The 541-nt window shown below is 63.9% G+C and carries 1 protein-coding gene; it reads right to left on the bottom strand.

Going from position 1 to position 541, the window contains the following annotated elements; all coding sequences use genetic code 11:
- Positions 1–437: ATP-binding cassette domain-containing protein (locus AC1D0P_RS27865; RefSeq protein ID WP_477679691.1), on the bottom strand; the 437-nt coding region annotated here is incomplete at its 3' end.
- Between the last annotated feature and the right edge of the window lie 104 nt (positions 438–541).

Below are 541 nucleotides of genomic sequence, written 5' to 3'. Positions count from 1 at the left end.
GTGATCTCCTCTCGGCTTTTCTCGCCCTTGCGGAAATCGGCTGCCTTGGCGCCGCGGATCAGCACGGCGAAATGATCGCCGACGGTCAGCGCATGCACGACATTGTGGGTGATGAAGATCACCGCAATGCCTTTTTGCCGCGCCTGCAGGACGATCCGCAGCACATGCGCCGCCTCTTTCACGCCGAGCGCCGCTGTGGGTTCGTCGAGGATCAGCACATTGGCGCCGAAATGCACTGCGCGTGCGATCGCCAGCGCCTGGCGCTCGCCGCCGGAAAGGCSGCCGACCAGGCGGTCGCCATCATCGATGCGGGTGATGCCGAGTTCGCGCATTTCCTTGAGGGCGATCTCGTTGGCCCGCTTGCGATCGTAGACGGTGAATGGTCCGACCCGCCTTGTCGGTTCCGCGCCGACGAAGAACGAACGCCCGATGCTCATCAGAGGAAGGTGCCGCCGAACTGGTGGACGGTGGCGATCCCATGCTCGCTTGCTTCCCTGGGGCCTTCGAACTCGACTGCCTTGCCACCGACTTCCATAGTGCC

The sequence above is a fragment of the Polaromonas sp. P1_G2 genome (assembly GCF_056405515.1).
The sequence above is the reverse complement of the archived record's forward strand: the minus strand, read 5'-3'. Positions and strand labels throughout refer to the sequence as shown.